Origin of the sequence: Desulfoscipio sp. XC116 (assembly GCF_039851975.1) — a bacterium.
Taxonomy (GTDB): Bacteria; Bacillota; Desulfotomaculia; order Desulfotomaculales; family Desulfallaceae; genus Sporotomaculum.
Window position 1 is genome coordinate 591,924 of record NZ_CP156660.1, and the last position, 18,630, is coordinate 610,553.

The 18,630-nt window shown below is 50.5% G+C and carries 8 protein-coding genes and 1 riboswitch; all 8 genes read left to right on the forward strand.

Annotated elements, in window-relative coordinates; translation table 11 throughout:
- Positions 1 to 251: 251 nt before the first annotated feature.
- The 8 genes from ABDB91_RS02820 to cas6 all read left to right on the forward strand — a co-directional run bounded on the left by ABDB91_RS02820 (position 252) and on the right by cas6 (position 18,625).
- Positions 252 to 863, forward strand: coding sequence for a hypothetical protein (locus tag ABDB91_RS02820; protein ID WP_347490126.1), 612 nt, complete (start codon positions 252 to 254; stop codon positions 861 to 863).
- 111 nt (positions 864 to 974) lie between these two features.
- Positions 975 to 3,740 (forward strand): leucine-rich repeat protein, encoded by a 2,766-nt coding sequence (locus ABDB91_RS02825; protein ID WP_347490128.1) that lies wholly within the window; start codon positions 975 to 977, stop codon positions 3,738 to 3,740.
- A 97-nt stretch (positions 3,741 to 3,837) separates the two neighbouring features.
- Positions 3,838 to 4,025, forward strand: a riboswitch (cobalamin riboswitch).
- A 214-nt stretch (positions 4,026 to 4,239) separates the two neighbouring features.
- Entirely contained in the window at positions 4,240 to 13,266 is a 9,027-nt protein-coding gene (locus ABDB91_RS02830) for an InlB B-repeat-containing protein (RefSeq protein WP_347490129.1), read from the forward strand.
- Positions 13,267 to 13,743: 477 nt separating this feature from the next.
- On the forward strand, positions 13,744 to 14,565 hold the full coding sequence (locus tag ABDB91_RS02835; RefSeq protein WP_347490130.1) for an electron transfer flavoprotein subunit beta/FixA family protein: 822 nt from the start codon (positions 13,744 to 13,746) through the stop codon (positions 14,563 to 14,565).
- Complete coding sequence (locus ABDB91_RS02840; RefSeq protein WP_347490131.1) at positions 14,555 to 15,580, forward strand: electron transfer flavoprotein subunit alpha/FixB family protein; 1,026 nt, start codon at positions 14,555 to 14,557, stop codon at positions 15,578 to 15,580. The genes ABDB91_RS02835 and ABDB91_RS02840 overlap by 11 nt, the downstream gene beginning before the upstream one ends.
- Complete coding sequence (locus ABDB91_RS02845; protein ID WP_347490132.1) at positions 15,573 to 16,649, forward strand: FAD-binding protein; 1,077 nt, start codon at positions 15,573 to 15,575, stop codon at positions 16,647 to 16,649. The genes ABDB91_RS02840 and ABDB91_RS02845 overlap by 8 nt, the downstream gene beginning before the upstream one ends.
- Before the next feature lie 94 nt (positions 16,650 to 16,743).
- A complete protein-coding gene (locus tag ABDB91_RS02850; protein ID WP_347490133.1) occupies positions 16,744 to 17,400 on the forward strand; it encodes an NAD(P)/FAD-dependent oxidoreductase in 657 nt (218 codons plus the stop codon).
- Positions 17,401 to 17,866: 466 nt separating this feature from the next.
- Positions 17,867 to 18,625 carry a CRISPR-associated endoribonuclease Cas6 gene (cas6, locus tag ABDB91_RS02855; RefSeq protein ID WP_347490134.1) on the forward strand — a complete coding sequence of 253 codons (759 nt, stop codon included), beginning with the start codon at positions 17,867 to 17,869 and terminating at the stop codon, positions 18,623 to 18,625.
- Positions 18,626 to 18,630 lie beyond the last annotated feature (5 nt).

Sequence of the window (18,630 nt, forward strand, 5' to 3'; positions counted from 1 at the left end):
GCTGTTTAATTATTGAAAAGCACTTTTGCATGATAAGCTAAAAATGTAAAAATTGTATAAATGTTTTATTATCAATCTATGTTGCGGCCGACGGGTCTTCCAAGATCACTGTAACGGCGCAGCCAAAGGACTCCGAGACCATCGACGGGATAACCTACACCTACGAACTGGAGTGCATTACGGTCAATCAAAATGGGTCTGAGAAGGACATTACCGAAGACCGGTGGTTTCGGTCGAATTCCGACGCGGAGGTGAAAGCCTCCTTTAAAAAAGAAAAGGAAAAAAGTAAGAGCGATCCACCCGATGACGACCCGCCGGGCGGACCGGATCCGACACCGCCGAATGAATCGACTCCCAAAGAAAAAAACGATATCGGAATCGGTAATGGAATAGGCGAGGGAATAGGCGAAGGAATAGGAGACGTAATAGGCGACATGATAGGTAACGTAATCGGAAACGTAATGGGAAGCGGCGCAGGCATCGGCGACCTCATCGCCAGCGGCCAGGGCGGTACGGCGGACGCGACGACAACAGACAAAATTGCGGCGCCTTCGCCGAACGGCGAGCAAGCTGCGGATCAAGCTGTGACAGTCGCCCGGCAGGCCGATGTGACGGCGGTCAAACAGGATAGTCATCCCACCGAACAGCATGAGGAGAAGAACAGTGAACCGGCCGGCGGCGGCGGTGGTGGCGGTGGCAGCGAGCTCAAAGAGAAAGACGACAAGCAGCCCGTCATCTTTGAAATTGTCAAGAAGGCCGTGCGGGACAATCCCCTGACTGCCGGGATCTTAACGGCAGCCGTTCTGGGGATCTTGCTGAGCGCCGGTTACCGCAGATATAGAAAGCATATGGGAGATCTTTAAGATGGCTGTTCAAAGGACCCGGAGAAATTTACAACCAAAGAGATTTTCCTTAAGACTGGCCGCAAGCATCTTGCCGGTGTCTTAACAGGACTGCTGTTAGCGCCCTTTGCTTTGGCCGCGGGCAGTGCCGCAGACAGTGCGGGGACCCGGCAGGTTTCACCTGCCCGGGGTCCCCAAGTCCCTGCCGGTTCGGCCTCGGCCTCCTTGAAGTATAAGGTTGGAACGACAGGCGCAACTATCACGGACTGCGAGGAAAGCGCGACCGAGATTGCTGTTCCGGCTTACCTTGAAGGTAAGCCGGTCACCGCCATAGGCTACTCGGCCTTCAGCAATTGCGCGGACCTGACGGCTATAACCTTGCCCTCCACCTTAAAGGCCATCGGCGACAGCGCTTTTGTAAACTGCAGCGCTCTGAAGGCGATCGCTTTGCCGGAAGGCCTGACTCAGTTAGGAGAAGAATCCTTCTTAAATTGTACCTCCTTGAGTGAGTTCAACATCCCGGCCAGCCTGGAGAGCTTCAGCGGCAATGCTTTTGCCAATTGCCCCAAGATCCGTTTTTCCCTGGCCGGGGCGAATCCCGGTTATATCCTTCAGGGGGGGGTGATTTATACCAAGGACCAAAAGACTCTCGTTGTGGCCGGGGCTAGCGACAGTCCGAACCCGGTGGTGCCGGATACGGTGACAAAGGTGGGCGACGGGGCCTTTCGGAATAAGTCCCTCACAGCCATTACCATGGGTTCCCATGTAACCGCTATTGGCAAGGAAGCCTTCAGCGGCTGTTCCCAGCTTGAGGAGGTTAATTTAAACGAAGGCTTAACAATGATTGACGACAGTGCCTTTGCCGGTACCTCCGCCTTAAAGGCCCTTGAATTGCCCGGCAGCTTGACTTCCTTAGGCATAACGGTTTTCCAAGGATCGGGCCTGGAAAGTATTAATCTGTCCGGGACTCAACTGACAACACTGCCGCTGGGGACCTTTTGGGATTGCCTGCACTTGCAGGATATCGTGCTGGGCGATAAAATCACGGCCATAGAAAAAGGCGTTTTTCGGGACTGCACCTTTAAAACCATTACCTTGCCGGCCCAACTGCGGAGTCTCGGCGGTTGTTTCATCAACTGTCCCAACTTGGAAACCCTTACCGTCCCTTACAGTGTCAGAGAGCTGGGAAGCAGTATGTTTCCCAACTGCACTGCCTTAAAGACGATCTATTTCGAAGGGAACATGCCCCTGCGGGGCGATAAGCCGGAAAACGATAATCGTTTCTATGCCCGGAAGGGTGATTCTTTTGCCCAATTGCCTTTGAAAACGGCGGAAAACCTGAAAATCTACGTACTCCAGGGGGCTAAAGGCTGGGGAGACTTTTTTGAGGATTATGCCGACGGCTATGCTATGGGGACAACCAAGAGAAGGCATTTTGAGTACAAGGTGAGCTATTATCCATTAGCTGAAGATGAGACGCCTCATTTAATCCTGCACCCCCCGGAATCTCTGACCGCTTTAGCAGCCGGCAGCTTCGCGGAAGCTATCGAAGTGGTCAAAGCGGGCATGCCGAAGGATGCGGGACCGGTTGAGTGGAGCCCCTCCGACAGTGGGGTGGCCACAGTCGACTCGTCTGGCCGGGTTGCGGCGGTTGCCGAAGGGGCAAGTCAAATTACGGCGGCTGTAACCTACCGGGGAACGGTTTATACGGCCGCAGCCGAGGTCAATGTGAGTGCTGCCGAATCAATTTTTAAGTGGAGCCGGCAAAGCGACGGCACGGTGATTATCAATGGCTTTCGCGATGGCCTGGACAAGGCCCAAATGACCTATCTGGAGATCCCGGAGACCATTGCCGGCTACCGGGTGAGTGCGATTAAAGATTTTGCCTTTAAAGACAATCTTAATATATTCAGCGTCACAATACCGGGCAGTCTCAAAACAGTCGGTGCCTATGCCTTTGGAGGCTGTCTTTGCCTAAGCGACATTACCTTGGGGGACGGCATAGAAGCCATAAACGACGGAGCTTTTTCAGCAACCCTTATTAGAACGGTCGATATTCCCCGGAGTGTGGCCCGGCTGCAGAATTATGCCTTCAAAGACTGTCCGAGGCTGGAATCGGCCACCGTCGAGTCCGGCAATCTGGATTATTCCCTCGGTGCGGGGCTATTTTGGAACTGTACCAATCTCAAAAAAGTAAGCTTAGCCGAAGGAATTAAAGAAACCGGCGGTTTAACCTTTGCCGGCTGCGGCTCGCTGGAATCCATCACTCTTCCTTCGACCCTGCAGGCTCTGAGCTTTAACGACTTCAGCGGCTGTACCGCTCTTAAGAGCATCGGCCTGCAGAGCTACCTGCTCAAACAGGATATGCGAGATAAACCTCGTGCCAAAGACTACAGCCCGTTTGCGGCTCTAAAGGATGAGTTCCTCGGCCTTGACCTGCCTGAATGCAATAAAGTCGTGGTAATTCTACACCCCGACGACGGTAACGACTGGGATATGCTTTTTGACAATCGGGTCAGGACCGAGACCTCGGCGGCGTTCGGGAACGGGGAAGGCAGGGAGGTAGGGTCGCCAAACCCGCTTGATCCCGGGCCTGAAAATTCAAGCCCGAACGCTCTTGCCGCGTCAAATTCGGCTCCGGCCCCTGAGACATCTTCCCACGCGGCTCCACCGATGGCTTTAGGCACAGCGGCGCCGGATCTGGACTCTATAAACAGCAGTGGGGCGTCTAAAAAAGCAACGGACGGTCCGGCTCAAAACAAGATGAAGGTTTTTGAAATTGTCAAGGATGCCGTTGCCGAAAATCCTTTGCTTTCTCTTGCGGCGGGGGCAATCATTCTGGCGGTCCTGCTGCTGGGCGGGATAGGGAGATACCGAAGGTATGTAAGAAATCAATAAAGCAAGTAATTTATCTTCACGTAACTTCATTGACTTATTACCTGATTATTGGAAAGCACCCCTGCGAATGATAAGCTAAAAATGTAAAAATTGTATAAATGTTTTATTATCAATAAGTGATTTTGCGTAAAGCAGAACTGAAAAGGGAAGCCGGTGCAAATCCGGCGCGGTTCCGCCACTGTGAGGGGGAGCCGGTCTGAAAAGATACCACTGGGGATTACCCGGGAAGGCTCAGGCCGGCAATGAACCCAAGCCAGGAGACCTGCTTATTGAAGCCTGCCGAAATAACTCACGGGAAATGGGGAGGTATGGAAATGTACAGATTACTATGGCCCCCTTAACTGGAGGGTCTTTTTTAATGGAACTGGTTTACATACTTTACATGCTGACCGACCCGGAGGTATCGCTTCTTTTTGAGCAATGCTTTTTCAAAGTTAGTGTGTTAACCGGGACAAGCCATGGAAGCAAATAGATCATTAAAGAGGAGAACATAAAGAGAATGCAAAAACGGAAGTTAAGGTTTATCTTGAGCATTTTTCTGTGTATCAACCTGCTGCTGCCGCAGATCATTATGCCGGCGTATGCGCATGGTTTTACCGCCGGTGGCACCGTAAACAGCAGTGTTTACGGAGACGGCGGCGACACCGGCACCATAAGTAGTGAGGTATATGGAGACAACGGCGATACCGTGGGCGACAGCGTCTACGGTATCGGTCTAGAAGGAATCGGCGTAGCCCTTTCCACGGCAGCGGCGGTATACGGAGCCTGGTATCTTGACAATCCAGAGGCTACGGCTTTTACCATATCCAACGCGGAAGAACTGCGCTATCTGGCCGAGCTGGTCAACGGCGAGGCGGTGGACGGGGAAGGGGCACAACTTGACGCCGTAAATTTCTCCGACGACATGATTACCCTGGCCAACGATATTACCCTGACCGGGGCCTGGACGCCCATCGGAAATTATTCCAATAAGTCCAACCAGTTCAACGGGACCTTTGAAGGCGGGGAGAATACGATTTCCCTGCCGGTTATCGGCAGTGAGCACAACCCCATAGTCAGTGATTATTACGGTTTGTTCGGCTATGCCAGCGGAGCGGCCATCAAAAACCTGACCGTCAACGGGGCGATCTACGGCAGCGGACAGTATGTGGGGGGCATTGTCGGCTATGCGGCAGGCAGCACCTTTCAAAACTGCGTTTTCGGTACCGACGCAGCCAGCGGCATCAGCAATTATTACAACACCCCCAAAAAAATAGGCTATACCGGTGGTATTGTCGGTAATATGGCAGGTAGCCCTAAGGTAAAAGGCGTAATTGGGGATTGTACAAATAACGGGACAGTTCTGAGCTTGGGTAATACCTTCACTACTTATACTGGGGGTATTGCCGGGGCAGCTTCGTCTACTCAGATCACGAACGCCAAAAATACGGGCGGGGTAGAAGGAAATAGTTATGCCGGCGGAATTGTCGCCTTTGCAAGCTCTTCACCGATTTTGTCTTCAGTCAATACAGGGACTGTGAAGAGCAGCGGCAGTTATGTCGCGGGTATTGGCGGTAATATCACCGATATTATAACCGACTGTGAAAACGACGGGGAGATCAGCGGCGGCGCACAATACACCGGAGGTATTGCCGGTAAGACAACTAAAGCGGTTTCGGGATGCACCAACAATGGCGCAGTCCAGGGGGGAGCAGAATATGTCGGCGGCTTGGTGGGCTATTTTAGTGTATCAGCCGCCTCCTCCTTCATCAGTGACTGTGTAAACAACGGAGAAGTTTGGGGAGCCTCCGACAATGTGGGCGGTATTGCCGGTTATGCCCAATACAACGGGGCCGACAATTGCGGCAATAAAGCCGCGGTTACGGGGAAATCCAATGTTGGCGGCATTATAGGCTATGTGGCTCGCAACGTTAAAGACTGCCAAAACGAAAGCAGTGTATCCGGCGAACAAAACGTCGGCGGCATCACAGGCTCATTTGTCGGCGGCGGCACTTATAATCTCACCGGCTGCGACACAAGTGCGGAGTCAACTATAACAGGAGAATCCAATGTGGGCGGCATCGCCGGTTATGCCACGGGCACGGCGCAAAACAACACCAACCGGGCCAAGGTCACAGGAACCGGCAACGTGGGCGGTATCATCGGTGATACAACAGCATTGGTCGCAACGTGTCTCAATGATTCCGGGGCGGTCCTGGCCGGAGGCGCCAATGTCGGCGGCATCGCCGGACGATCGGCGGCCAAAATTCAAACCAGCTGCAACCTTGCTCCGGCTGAGGCCATAACCGGGGAGGAAGCAGTCGGCAGCATTTTAGGGCAAGCCAATGGAGCGACGGCGCAAATCAGCGGCTGCTTCTCCTATACAAATCAGGAGTTAAGCGGCAGCGAAGTCAATATCGGCAACAGCTGCTATTTGGCCGGGGAGGACAGTACCTGCGGCAAAACCGCCGAAAGCTTCAAATACGGTCAAGTAGCCTACATCGTGGACGGCGGCGAAGACACTCACAGCAATGTCTGGCGTCAGGGCGACAACTATCCGGTCTTCAGCACAACAGGCACGGATTCGGTCTATAAACTGAGCCTCAGCCAACCTGCCGAGTCTTATGCGGCCGGATCGGCAACCTTTGCCGAACTGCCTGCCGGGGATGAATACAGTCATTGTAAATATTTCACTGCCCCGGACGGCGGCCGGTATATCTACCTGCCCGGCGGTTTGCCGGTAAATTTGCAGGTTCAGAAAAACGCGGGCTACGAAAACTATATTCCCACCTTCCGTCCGGAGCGGGAGGTAACGGAGGATAACGGCGTTTATACCGTTACCCTTGGCACCCGCAATGTCGATTTAACCTATGGATTTTTAAATCCCGCGGACAACCCCGGCGGAAGTTCGGCCTGGTACAACAACGGCAAAGGCAATGCCGAGGGGGAATTCATTATTGCCACAGAAAGCGACCTAAAATATCTGGCCTCACTGGTCAACGGTACGGCAACCGATGGCAGCGGGGCGGCGCTCAGCGATTCTTTCCAAGACAAGACGCTGGAACTGGGCGCCAACATTACTTTAAGTCAAAGTTGGACAGCGATAGGGACGGCCGGCAAACCCTTTAAAGGGACCCTGGAAGGCAGCGGCCATACCATCAGCGGCCTGTATGTCGATAGCGGGAGCGGCCATCAAGGCCTGTTCGGTTATACCGAAGGCGGCGCAATAAAAGACCTGACCGTAAGCGGCACTGTTTTCAGCGACGGAGATTGCGCCGGCGGTATTGTGGGCTGCGCCTCGAATACGGCTCTGACCAATTGTACCTTTGGCGGCGCGGCCGAAACAAGTGCGGTCGCCGGCGCCTCCAACGTGGGCGGCATCGCGGGCAAGGCCACAGGGAACCTTAGCCAATGCAGCAATGCCGGAGCGGCCGTCAAAGGAAGCGGCGCCGGCGTTGGCGGTATTGCCGGTACTGCGGCGGGGGCGGTCAGTGATTGCGACAACAGTGGGACCGTGACCGGAAGCGCCGGCAACGTCGGTGGGATAGCGGGCAGTGCGGACGGCGTGGTGAGCAACTGCAGCAACGAAGGAGCAGTGACCGGGGAACCCGGCTGTATAGGCGGGATTGTTGGCTTGGCTACCAATACGATTACGGATTGCCATAATAAAGATACAGCTGTAATTACCGGTGAAGGCAGTACAACGAGCCAGTATGTGGGCGGCATTGTAGGCTGCACAACCATGGGAGTCAAAAATTGTATCAATTCCGCCGCGGTTACCGGCAGCCAAAATTACATCGCCGGTATCGCAGGTTTTAATAAGTCTAGCGGTACCGAAGATACGGACGGCATGTATGACATAATTGAGTGCAGCAATGAAGGGGCGATAAGCGGCGCGGGTTATGTTGGCGGTATTATCGGCGGTGGTATGTCCGGCGGCGGTATGGGGTACGGAATAAGCGGGTGTACCAATTCGGGGGCCATCACGGGAGTGACTCAGTATATAGGCGGCATAGCCGGCGGTTCGAAAGTAAGCGTCGCGGACTCAAACAAGATGGGCGCGGAAAATTGTAATAATTACGGTTCAGTTAGCTGCAGCGGGAATACGGAATTACAGTATGTCGGTGGAATTATAGGTTCCCTTCAAGGTAAGATGGTGGGTTGTCTGAATTCGGGCAGTGTAACAGGCACCATGGATTATGTCGGCGGTATTGTGGGATATGCCTATGTGGGAAGTTGGAATAAAGATATTAATAAGTGCGGCAACACAGGAGCTATAACAGGCGCCGATTATGTGGGCGGTATTGTGGGATATGGCGAAAAGAAACCGACTGGTTGGACTCTGGAGATTAAAGACTGCTATAATCTCGGCAGTGTCTCAGGAGCTTTGGGACAGGAAAATGTCGGTGGTATCGCGGGCTGCAATAAAGCGAGTACTAACTGTTCATTCTCTTATGCCAGCGGGGCCAACGGCATTTGCGGTTCTAATTCCACTCTTCCTTATAACTCCTACTACTTGGTTGATGGCGAAAGCGATGCCTCGGCCGCTAAAAACGCCGCCGCCTTTAGGAACGGTGAGGTTGCCTATTTGCTGGATTTAAACAAGGCCGCGGCCGACAAGGCCTGGACCCGGGGAGAAGCTTATCCGATGCTTAAAGGCACGGATACGACGGGTTCGATTTATAAGCTGACCTTAACCAAAGCGGTTGACAGCGCCGCGGGGGCGGGTTCGGTAACTTTTGCTCCACCGGCTGAAGACAGTCCTTATGAAATCCTCACTGCGGAGGACGGCAGTCAATACACTTACTTGCCGGCGGGTACGGCAGTTACTTTAAATGCGGACAGGGCTCCCGGCTATGAACACTATAATCTCACGTTTGTGCCGGCAGATATAGTTACTATAGCCGGCGAAGAGGGCGGCAGGGTAACTTATAAGTTAACAATGGCGGAGAGTAATGCGAACGATCTGTCTTTGAAATATAAATTTTCCGTACCGGCTTCCAGTTCCGTGGAGTGGTACAATCCAGACAAGGACAGTTATCATCTGGAGACCTATGCCGATCTTGTGGGCTTGGCGGAGCTGGTAAACGGGGAAAAGTCGGATGGAACAGTGGTGACGCCTGTTGACTTTAGCGGCAAAACGATTAATTTAGACGCTGATATCGTGATTAGCGGCGGTTTTGTCCCCATAGGCACCCCTGCCGGGCCTTTCACAGGGATATTTGACGGCAACAATCATACCATTTCGAGCTTGTCCCTGGATAGTTTGCATGCTTATCAGGGCTTATTCGGATACACAAAAGGCGGGGAAATTAAAAATTTAACGCTGCAGGGAAGCATTAAAAGCAGCAATAATTATATCGGCGGAATAGTCGGTTATGCCGGGGGTACGGCGCTTACGAACTGCCAAACGGCCGGCGGCGCCGACGGAACTGCAATCAGCAGTGTAAGCGGCGGAAATTATGTCGGCGGGATTGCCGGTTATGTTGAAGCCGCGGAAGTCGGAAATTGTACGAATGAGGCAATTGTTAGCGGTTCAGAAGAGGTCGGCGGTATTGCCGGCGGTATCAACAATGCGGCGCTTACTGATTGTATAAATAATGCTTCAGTCGAAAATTCCAAGGTTGATGGTTATCGTTACCAAACCAACTTTGGCGGTATCGCCGGACAGGCGAGCGGAACCATCTCAGGCTGTACGAACAAGGGTAACGTAACAGGCAATACAAACAGAAACGCTGGCATTATTGGAGAGCTAACGGGAACGGTGACCCGCTGCACCAATAGCGGTGCTGTCACGAATGGTGGAGGCATTGTTGGCAGACTATCCTCGGGAACGGCAATTTATTGCAGCAATAGCGGCGATATCACGGGTGGTGGAGGCATTACCGGCAGTCTATCCTCGGGAACGGTAACTTATTGCAGCAACAGCGGCACTATTGCGGAACGCGGCGGAGGCATCACCGCTGGTCTCGGACCGGGAACAATGGTGGCCTATTGCAGCAATAGCGGCGCTATCACTGGAGGCGGCGGAGGTATCGCTAGCAGCAATTACGGTACCGTCGCGAATTGTTACAACCTCGGGCTAATATCCGGCGACCACGCTACAGGCGGCATTGCCGGCTTATCCTCAGATGGTATTGTTAAATATTGCTATAACTATAGTCCTTACGAATCATCGGATGTTAGTTGGGCGGTAATTGCAGGCGTGGGTCCGAGCGACAGCAGCAACATTGTAAATTGTTATTATTGCAGTGATCTGCTCTCGGGAACTCCTATGGACGGCAATTATGCGACGGCAAAAAGCAAGGAGGAATTTAAAAGCGGTGAAGTGGCCTATCTCCTCGATGGCGGAAACGAAGCTCTGCGAAAGGGAATTTGGAGCCAATACCGGACCGACACATTGGGCTACCCTGTTTTGGCGGGTGATAGCCAAGGCGTTGTATACAAAGCCGAAATCGGGTCGGTAACAGGCGGCAATCTGGAATTTAATTCGGATTATAATTATTTCAACGCCGGTGATGTTGTATCTCTGACGGTCACTCCGGCCGAGGGGATGATGCTCAAAACCGTAAAAGTCAGGACCGCTTATTATCCGGTAGACTGCACCAGAGCGGGCCTGGTGTTCACCTTTACCATGCCTGCCGCCGATGTCAAGGTGGCGGCGGAATTTGTGGCAAGTACCGATGAAGATTGTACCGTAACCTTTGATGCTAACGGCGGTGAATTTTCCGGCGGTAAGGAGACTAATGAGGTAAAGGTTCGCGCTGGCAGCCAAGTCGTTGCTCCGGCTGCTCCCAGCCGGGAGAACATGGCGTTTTTGGGCTGGTACACGGTAGCGAGCGGTGGTGAAAAATACAACTTTGCGGATTCGGCAACCGCTTCTTTCACCCTTTATGCTCACTGGAAGGAAGCGGGCAAAGTCATCGTTACCTTTGACGCCAACGGCGGACTGGTTGAAGGAGCCGTTGCTTATGAGCAAATAATCGATTCGGGCAGTCAAGCTACAGAACCTGCCGCTCCTTCATTCAGCAGCGACGACAAGACCATTTCGTATACCTTTGGCGGCTGGTTTACGCAAAGAAGCGGCGGAACGGAGTGGAACTTTGCCGACCCGGTTAATGATGATCTGACGCTGTACGCCCGGTGGACGCCAACGGACAATTTAGCCGGGGGGTTTAAGATTATGAGTGCGGAGGATCTGAACGCGCTGAAGGATAGAGTTAAAAACGGCGAGACCTTTGCCGGTAAGCTTTTTGAGCTGGGGGAAAATATTACTCTCGACTCTGACAATTGGCAGGAAGGTATCGCTATGAATTCTTTGTTGCCGTTTCAGGGAACTTTTAATGGGAATGGCAATACAATCACTTTCCAGGACGTCTCAGCTCCTCTGTTTGGTTATATCGGGGATAAGGCGGAAGTAACAGGCCTCACAGTAGAGGGTAGTTTTAACGTTACAAGTGACAATGTAGGAGCTGTTGCCGGCCACAATGCCGGAAAGATTTCTTGTATCACCGTTGATGTTGACTTTAGTGGAGAATGTCACGACAATATCGGGGGTGTTGCGGGCATCTTTAGCGAAGGAAGCAAGGATGCCGGATTTACGGATTGTACAAATTCAGGGACTATTTATGGAGCCGATTATGTTGGAGGAATAGTCGGTAAATCCACCGTGCAGGGGGCTGCTGTTGAACGCTGCCACAACAGTGGTGTTGTTCATGGAGAAGGAGGACAATATATCGGCGGTATTATCGGGGGGGCAACTTATAGTCTGAGTATTAGCGGATGTACTAATGAGGGCACTCTGCTTTTAGACGGAAAGAAGATAAGTGATAGCGGTGCTGTCGGGACAAGTAATATCGGCAGTATCGGCGGTATTATTGGTGGTATTCATGGTGGGACAATCACGGATTGCCATAATGAGGGAAATATTACTGATACCGCCACAACTGCTGACCCACTTGCTATCACATCTGGCGTAGGCGGTATAGTGGGGAGTGGCAACAATCGAGAAGAAGACTACAGCTCAGGCTACCCTACAATAGATAAATGCAGTAATACAGGCAGGATCGAGGCGGAATCAACAGGTGGCGTTGGCGGTTTGGTTGGAACATATGTTTATAATATTTCAGAATCCTCTAATACCGGTGAGATAATCGGTAAAAACGGGGCTGGCGGATTGTGTGGCAGCTTGCTATACGGTCAAATCAAGAGCTGCTTCAGCACGGGTGATGTAACAGCGGTTCATGGTGTGGCCGGAGGATTGGTGGGCACTAATGGCTCGGAAGTATATAATTGTTACTGCACCGGTAAGATTCAAGGCGCTACCGGCGCTTATGGTATAGAAGATGTAGGCGCCATTCGCAACAGTTACTGGTACGGCCTGTTTCTTACCGCCGCTAACGGGGAGGCCTATGGAATAAGCAGGGCGGGGACGAACAGCGCTAACAATTACTATGGTCTTCAGGACTCGGATTCAGACTCGGATGAGGGTTCTCCTTCCCTGACGGATCCCAATGACGGAGTAAGCTCCGCCTTAAAGACGGCGGGCCAATTCGCCAGCGGCGAAGTAGCCTATTTGCTGGACACCGGCAATGACGGAAGCGAGGATGCGCCTAAAAGCTGGACCCAGGACGACACGAAAGGTTATCCGGTCCTGGGAGAGCCGCATTACTGCAAAATAACCGTCGAAGGAAGCGACGGCGGCACGGTTGCCGTTAGTCTGGAAGGGAGCGGCAAGCAAGGCGACCCGGAAACACCGATCTATGTTGCGGCCGACGGGTCTTCCAAGATCACTGTAACGGCGCAGCCAAAGGACTCCGAGACCATCGACGGGATAACCTACACCTACGAACTGGAGTGCATTACGGTCAATCAAAATGGGTCTGAGAAGGACATTACCGAAGACCGGTGGTTTCGGTCGAATTCCGACGCGGAGGTGAAAGCCTCCTTTAAAAAAGAAAAGGAAAAAAGTAAGAGCGATCCACCCGATGACGACCCGCCGGGCGGACCGGATCCGACACCGCCGAATGAATCGACTCCCAAAGAAAAAAACGATATCGGAATCGGTAATGGAATAGGCGAGGGAATAGGCGAAGGAATAGGAGACGTAATAGGCGACATGATAGGTAACGTAATCGGAAACGTAATGGGAAGCGGCGCAGGCATCGGCGACCTCATCGCCAGCGGCCAGGGCGGTACGGCGGACGCGACGACAACAGACAAAATTGCGGCGCCTTCGCCGAACGGCGAGCAAGCTGCGGATCAAGCTGTGACAGTCGCCCGGCAGGCCGATGTGACGGCGGTCAAACAGGATAGTCATCCCACCGAACAGCATGAGGAGAAGAACAGTGAACCGGCCGGCGGCGGCGGTGGTGGCGGTGGCAGCGAGCTCAAAGAGAAAGACGACAAGCAGCCCGTCATCTTTGAAATTGTCAAGAAGGCCGTGCGGGACAATCCCCTGACTGCCGGGATCTTAACGGCAGCCGTTCTGGGGATCTTGCTGAGCGCCGGTTACCGCAGATATAGAAAGCATATGGGAGATCTTTAAGATGGCTGTTCAAAGGACCCGGAGAAATTTACAACCAAAGAGATTTTCCTTAAGACTGGCCGCAAGCATCTTGCCGGTGTCTTAACAGGACTGCTGTTAGCGCCCTTTGCTTTGGCCGCGGGCAGTGCCGCAGACAGTGCGGGGACCCGGCAGGTTTCACCTGCCCGGGGTCCCCAAGTCCCTGCCGGTTCGGCCTCGGCCTCCTTGAAGTATAAGGTTGGAACGACAGGCGCAACTATCACGGACTGCGAGGAAAGCGCGACCGAGATTGCTGTTCCGGCTGACCTTGAAGGTAAGCCGGTATGTAAGAAATCAATAAAGCAAGTAATTATTTTCTTAGTAAGTTTTACCCTCCGTTTTTAACTAACTGAATACTTGTTTATAGTGTGATGTAAATCATTGCTATCGACGGTAAATTATTATAAATTATAATTACTGGATGCGGCAAAGTTCAACTATTATGGGAGGAGCGTGATTATGAAAATAATTGTTCTTATTAAACAAGTTCCCAGCACAGCCAATACCCGTATGGACCCCGAAAAGGGAACCGTAATCAGAGATGCGGGTGATACGGTACTCAATCCCCTTGATGAACATGCCGTCACCGAGGCGGTAAAAATAAAGAAATTAATACCGGGCACTAAAATTATTGCGTTAACTATGGGGCCGCCATCGGCTAAAAAGATTTTAAATGAAGCTTGTGCCAGAGGTGTTGATGAGGGTGTTTTGCTGTCACACAAAGCCTTTGGCGGCTCGGACACAGTGGCGACAGCCCATGTTTTGGCGGCGGCTGTTAAACAAATAGGCAATTATGATTTGCTGCTGGCCGGTGAAAAAGCTACAGATGGTGAAACAGGTCAAACAGGTCCCATGACGGCGGCTTTGTTGAATATTCCCGTTATAACCTTTGCGCAAAGTCTTACCGTGTTGGATAATAAGATCCATGTACAAAGGATGGTGGAAGAGGGAATTGAGGAACTTTCCGTTAACTTGCCGGCACTGGTGACGGTGATAAAAGAAATTAATAAGCCCCCTCTCCCCACTATAAGGGGATATTTACTGGCCAAAAAAGTTCCTATCCCAATTTGGGGCCCGGATGATATCAATATTGAACCCGGCAGGGTAGGACTTAAAGGATCTTCCACGCGCGTAGTTAAAATATTTAGCCCCAGGCTCGTAAGAAATACCAAATTTCGCATCGCCAACACGGAAGAAGGCATAATCAGTTCGGTAAACACTATCATGGAAGTGCTTACGAACCGCAGTTTAATTAGTAAGGGTGATAATCATGGAAGTTAGAAAAAATGTGATGGTCTTAGCGGAAGTACGTCACCGGACGATTCATAATATAACCTTTGAGATGTTAACTTGGGGAAGAATTCTTGCCGACAAGCTAAAAACTGCGCTAACCTGTGTGCTGATAGGAACAGATCAAGAGAATTTTAATGAGCTGATGGAATGGGGTGCGGATCGTCTGCTGGTATTGAATAACAGCAGACCCGACAATTTTCTTATTACCCCTGCCGCCAGTCTATTGGTAAGTATTGTTCGAGAAGAACAGCCTGATATTGTCATTGCCCCTGCAACAACATTTGGCAGGACCATTATGCCAATAGCGGCGGCCCGCTTGGACACAGGTCTTACCGCCGACTGCACGGGACTTGGCATAGACCCCAAGGACCAGTTGCTGCTGCAGACCCGCCCGGCTATTGGCGGGAACATCATGGCGACCATCAAGACCACACATACAAAGCCGCAAATGGCCACTGTTCGGCCTCGCTCCATTAAACCGGTCAAGCCGGTTAATGGCAGGCAGGGGAAACTGTTATTTAAAAACTATACTATCAGTGAGAAATATCAGGAAAAATTAATTTCCTTTATACGCAGCGGGGGAGACGGTATTAACCTGGAGAATGCGGATATCGTCATAACAGGTGGTATTGGAATGAGAAGTAAAGAGAATTTTAGACTCCTGGAGAAATTAGCGGGGCTAACGGGAGCCGGCTTGGGCGCTACCAGGAATGCCGTGGAGGCCGGCTGGGCGCCATTTGCCCGTCAAATAGGTCTTACCGGGAAAACGGTTTCTCCTAAAGTATATATTGCAGCCGGTGTATCCGGTAAAATTCAGCACCTGGCCGGTATGATAACTTCAGAATTTGTCATTGCCATCAACGACGACCCCGAGGCCCAGATGTTTAAAGTGGCCGATCTTGGCATTGTCGGTGATGCTCCAACTATTGTAAATAAACTTATTGAAGCTGTAAATGTTACAGATTCAAAATATGTTGGGGGGGAGCTTGAGGTTAATGGGTGATAATAAAGATTTAGTTATGGCACAGCTGGTTTCTTGTCTGGGTGTAAAGAATGTTGTCACGGCGGGGGAAAGCTTTCAGGTTAAACCTTCTTCAACGCGGGAGATAGTTGATGTAATCCGTGTTGCCACAAAAGAAAATTATCATGTCCAAGCCGACAATTATACGATTGGTCCCACATGCCCGCCGGTTTACGGGAGAAGTATCGTACTATCATTGGAAAGGATGGACAAGGTAATATTTAACCGGGACGCTCATACCCTATCGGTCCAGCCCGCAGTGAAAACGGGTACCATTATTGAATTTGTTAAAGATAATGGTTTTACCTTTACGGGGACCGCCTGTCTGCACCGGAAAAAAACCATTGGTGAAAATGTGGTTGCATGTTTTACCCAAGGTGAACCGGATTTCAAATGCTCCGACGCTTGTTTATGCGGTTTGGAAATGGTGCTTGGGGACGGAAGGGTTGTTACAGTCGGGGATATGTCCATAAAAGATTTTGACAACTATCAGCTTTACTATATTTTAGGCGGATACAGGGAAGAGAATGCTATTATCACTGCTGTATACCTTAAGCTTATTTCAGATAAAAAAGACCGGTTCTGGTTGGTAGAACAAAACAAGGAAATTAACGAATTACTATGTAGAATGGAAAACATTATTAAGAACCACCATAATGACGTTGATAGAGCTTTTATCGTTAAAACCGGATACGGTTTGGAACTGCCGGACCCATTGCGCGAGCTGCTTTCTCGAACGGATATTAACCAAACAAGTAGTAATCAAAATTACATGATGGCGGAGTTTAACTGCCCCATACAAAAATTAGCACGGGATTTCGGACAATTAACCGATGCCATAAGCCAGTCGACCAGTAACTCTATTGTATTAGACCCTTACCATATACAATTATTATTGGGGTTCTGTAATCCTTTGTTTAGTAATGTAAAGGTTGATTGTAATCCATTATATATACCTGTTCAATTAACAGAGTTAGATAGGATAAACCATCATAAAAGTTTAGCGGTAACTTGGACAAAAGGGGAAGGGCCAATGCTTTTATCATTGTAAGAGTTGTTGATAGACTGATAGGGCAGCATGTTTAAAAGAGGAATTGGCCTGATAAAAATAGAAAATGTATCTATCATTTTAAAGGAGGGCTTTTATGTCGGATAATCCAAAAGGAGCTTTTATCCAAAGGGATAAAGCTACATATGCTATAGTGCCCCGTACACCAATGGGACTGGTTACCCCGGAAATTCTTGAAAATATTGCCGGAGCCGCTAAAAAATATAGTATTCCCATCATAAAAATTACCTCGGCCCAACGCTTTGCTCTGGTGGGCATGAAGCCGGAGATAGTGGATGAAGTATGGAAAGACTTAGGTTTGGATGTGGGGCCTGCGGTTGAATTGTGTGTTCACTATGTACAGGCTTGTCCCGGGACGGCCGTTTGCAGGTTTGGTCAGCAGGATTCCCTTGGGTTGGCAGCTGAATTGGAGAAAATTTTTGTCGGCATGGATTTACCGGCCAAGGCTAAAATCGGCATATCCGGCTGTCCCAATAATTGCGCGGAAGGTTTTGTGAGGGATTTTGGCGCTTTTGCTAAGAAGAGTGGCTGGACTGTGATGTTCGGTGGCAATTCCGGTGGCAGGCCCAGAATAGGTAACGTCCTAGCCGAAGGATTAACCGGTGAACAAGTTGTTGATTTGGCAAAAAGAAGTTTTGATTTTTATAAAGCCAATGCAAAAACCAAAGAAAGGACAGCGAGGTTTATTGATCGTATTGGTATTGAAGAATTCAAAAAAGCTGTTCTGGAATAATGTTTTTAAACCATATAAAATGATTTAAAACAATGTCAAAAATTAAATTTAGCAGATAAGCAGTATAACCAACTGTTGTATTTGGAAGAGGCCGGGGAAACGGCCTTTTTTCTTTTTGGTAGGTACATTGTATTTTTGCTTATCTGTAAGCTATATTGTAACCGGGGGACTTGAATTAGGCTGCTTGATAGGCTGAGGTGCCATGGCAACAGGTAATAGTTTTTGAAGATTATAAAAAAATGTCTTTTGTGGAAGGAAAATATATGTAAATGTAGAAATGAGTAATATTATCACCAGGCTGCGGACATAATTGGCCTGGTGTTTTTGCTTTTATTCGGACACTTTATATAATTGCTTTGGATGATTTTGATAAAATCTCCAACCTGTTATTTTGCAATGACCAATAGTTGCCTTTACTTCTGGCTAGTATGGAAATATATAAATTTTAGCATACAGGAGGCTTGTTTTGTACGCATATATTAAGTTTAGAATGGATCCGTCCTCGCCGGCCATACCGGTTCACTACAATTACCTTATCCAGTCGGCTATTTATGCCGCGCTGCCGGAGGACATGGCTGCTCGTCTTCATGACGATGGTTTTAAAAGCGGCAAGCGCAACTTTAAAATGTTTGCCTTATCCCGGTTGCTGGGGAGGTTTTCCTTAGATCGAACCGCAGGGACCATTTCCTTTCCGGAAGGGACATCTCTGGTAATTTCTTCACCGGATAGGGCGTTTTTACTTTCGCTGATCAATAATCTGCTGACTAAAGGCACCGTCCGCCTGGGACAATCTTTATTTTATGTGGAAGAGGTACGTTTTGATGAGCAAAAGGCGGAGGGTGAGGTTCTGGCTGTGCGTACTCTTTCGCCGGTGGTTGTTTACAGCACTCTGTTGCGGCCCGAAGGGGGCAAATATACCTGCTACTACCAGCCGGGAGAAAGGGAGTTCGATAGGCTGATTACAGCCAACCTGGTTAAAAAGTACGAGGCTTTCTATGAACTCCGTCCTCCGGAGGGGAAGATAAAGGTACAGCCGCTGGACAGGCCCCGTCTGCACGTAACTACGTATAAGGGCACCGTTGTGAAGGGCTGCACCTGTCGACTAAAGCTGAGCGGGCCGAGGGAACTGCTGCAAATGGCCCTGGACGCCGGCCTGGGAGGCAAAGGAAGCCAGGGGTACGGATGTGTGGAGAAGATTGATAGGGCAAAAGCCGGGAGAGCTTAACTTGC

What these genes read in the sequence shown, in the direction of transcription:
- ABDB91_RS02830 (WP_347490129.1), top strand. Translation starts at nt 4,240, where the DNA reads ATGCAAAAACGGAAGTTAAGGTTTATCTTGAGCATTTTTCTGTGTATC.
- ABDB91_RS02835 (WP_347490130.1), top strand. Translation starts at nt 13,744, where the DNA reads ATGAAAATAATTGTTCTTATTAAACAAGTTCCCAGCACAGCCAATACC.
- ABDB91_RS02840 (WP_347490131.1), top strand. Translation starts at nt 14,555, where the DNA reads ATGGAAGTTAGAAAAAATGTGATGGTCTTAGCGGAAGTACGTCACCGG.
- ABDB91_RS02845 (WP_347490132.1), top strand. Translation starts at nt 15,573, where the DNA reads ATGGGTGATAATAAAGATTTAGTTATGGCACAGCTGGTTTCTTGTCTG.
- ABDB91_RS02850 (WP_347490133.1), top strand. Translation starts at nt 16,744, where the DNA reads ATGTCGGATAATCCAAAAGGAGCTTTTATCCAAAGGGATAAAGCTACA.